Genomic DNA, 2,156 nt, shown 5'->3' with positions numbered 1-2,156 from the left:
GGCGGAGCCGGAGACCACGACCAGCCCCTCCGGGAACGAGGACAGCACGGAACCGAGGAATCCCGGCGCGACCCGGTTGACGACGAGGCCGGGGACGGCCGACCCGCCCCCGGGCGTCCGGAGGCGGGCGGCGATCCGCACGGCCCGGCCGATCGCGACGGCCGGCGCCCTGCGGAGCGGCATGCCCCGCTTACTCGAGGTAGTCGCGGAGCGACTGCGAGCGCGACGGGTGGCGCAGCTTCGCCATCGTCTTCGACTCGATCTGCCGGATCCGCTCGCGCGTCACGCCGTAGACCTTGCCGATCTCGTCGAGCGTCTTCGGCTGGCCGTCGGTCAGACCGAAACGCATCGAGACGACCCCGGCCTCGCGCTCCGACAGGGTGTCGAGCACCGAGTGCAGCTGCTCCTGCAGGAGCGTGAAGCTCACCGCATCGGCCGGCACGACGGCCTCGGAGTCCTCGATGAGGTCACCGAACTCGCTGTCGCCGTCCTCGCCGAGCGGGGTGTGCAGCGAGATCGGCTCGCGGCCGTACTTCTGGACCTCGACGACCTTCTCCGGGGTCATGTCGAGCTCCTTGGCCAGCTCCTCCGGGGTGGGCTCTCGGCCCAGGTCTTGGAGCATCTGGCGCTGCACACGGGCCAGCTTGTTGATGACCTCGACCATGTGGACCGGGATGCGGATCGTGCGCGCCTGGTCGGCCATCGCGCGGGTGATCGCCTGCCGGATCCACCACGTCGCGTACGTCGAGAACTTGTAGCCCTTGGTGTAGTCGAACTTCTCGACCGCCCGGATCAGGCCGAGGTTGCCTTCCTGGATGAGGTCGAGGAAGAGCATGCCGCGACCGGTGTAGCGCTTCGCGAGCGACACGACGAGACGCAGGTTCGCCTCGAGCAGGTGGTTCTTCGCCTTCTTGCCGTCCTGGGCGATCCACCACAGCTCGCGCTTGAGCTTCATCTCGATCTTGTCGCCGGAGTTGAGCTTCTCCTCGGCGAACAGGCCGGCCTCGATCCGCTTGGCGAGCTCGACCTCCTGCTCGGCGTTGAGCAGCGCGACCTTGCCGATCTGCTTGAGGTAGTCCTTGACCGGGTCGGCTGTCGCGCCAGCGGTCACGACCTGCTGCGCCGGCGCGTCGTCCTCGTCGTCGTCACGGATGACGAAGCCGGACTCCTCCGCCTCCTCGGACTCCTCGCCCTTGGCCTTGCCCGGGGCCGACCCCTCGCCGGCATCCTCCCCGGCGCCTTCCTCGTCGCCCGCGGTCTCGTCGGCGTCCTCGTCGGTCTCGTCCTCGTCCGCGACGTCGACGTCCTCGAGCTCGCTGGGGTCAGCCTCCTCGGGCTCGGCGTCGTCCTCGAGCTCCTCGTCGGCCGCGTCGGCACCCGTCGCCCCGGTCGCCTTCGTCGCCTTCTTGGCTGCGGCCTTCGTCGCCCCGGCCTTCTTCGCCGGTGCCTTCTTGGCGGCCGCCTTCGACAGCTCGTCGTTCGTCGCGGCCTTCTTGGCCGGCGCCTTCTTGGCCGCGGCCTTCTTCGCCGGCGCGGACTTCGTCGCGGACGACGACCCGCTGCCCTTCGCCGCGGTCGCGCCCTCCCCGCTCGGCTCTGACGAGCCGTCTGCTCCGTCCTTCGCGGCGGCCTTCTTCGTCGCCGTCGCGGTCGTCTTACGAGTGGCCACGCTGCCTCCCTTGGTCCCGGTGCGGGTCTTTGTCGAACTCGTCGGCGCGGCTGTCACGACCACGTCGATCCCATGGTTCTCAAGCGTTGTGAGGACGGGCTTCATCTGGCGCGGGTCGAGACCCGCCTCCGTCTGGGCCTGCAGGACGTCCTCTCCAGTGACGCTCCCGCTCGCCTTGCCCTTCGCGAGCAGCTGCTGGATAGGAGCGTGCTGGAACACCTTGGGCAAGGTCGTGGGTGTTCCGGATGATGTCGCCTTGGGCACGGACAAGATCGCCTTTCGTCGCTGCGTCGTCGTGAGACCGGGACCCCTGGATCGGGGCATGCATCAGCACAACGAACGGAGGTGGGGATTCATGCCGGAAATGCGTGGTGTCTTGGAGTCGATCCCTGCATCGATCTCGCTGTTCGCCCTGTGCGATCCGGTACGAACGACATTATAAAACGCCGGTCGGCCCCCACACGAACGGGAGCCCCGCCCGCGCGGC

At 68.8% G+C, this 2,156-nt stretch carries 1 protein-coding gene and 1 pseudogene; both read right to left on the bottom strand.

The genetic code is table 11. The features are described from left to right. Positions 1–183, bottom strand: a pseudogene (locus ACTHJJ_RS04110) (DUF1727 domain-containing protein); the annotation flags it as partial. 7 nt (positions 184–190) lie between these two features. Next, a complete protein-coding gene (locus ACTHJJ_RS04105; protein WP_440301664.1) occupies positions 191–1,888 on the bottom strand; it encodes an RNA polymerase sigma factor in 1,698 nt (565 codons plus the stop codon). Positions 1,889–2,156 lie beyond the last annotated feature (268 nt).

Source organism: Intrasporangium sp. (assembly GCF_051961875.1).
GTDB lineage: Bacteria > Actinomycetota > Actinomycetes > Actinomycetales > Dermatophilaceae > Intrasporangium_A.
This window is presented reverse-complemented; position numbering and strand designations above follow the sequence as displayed.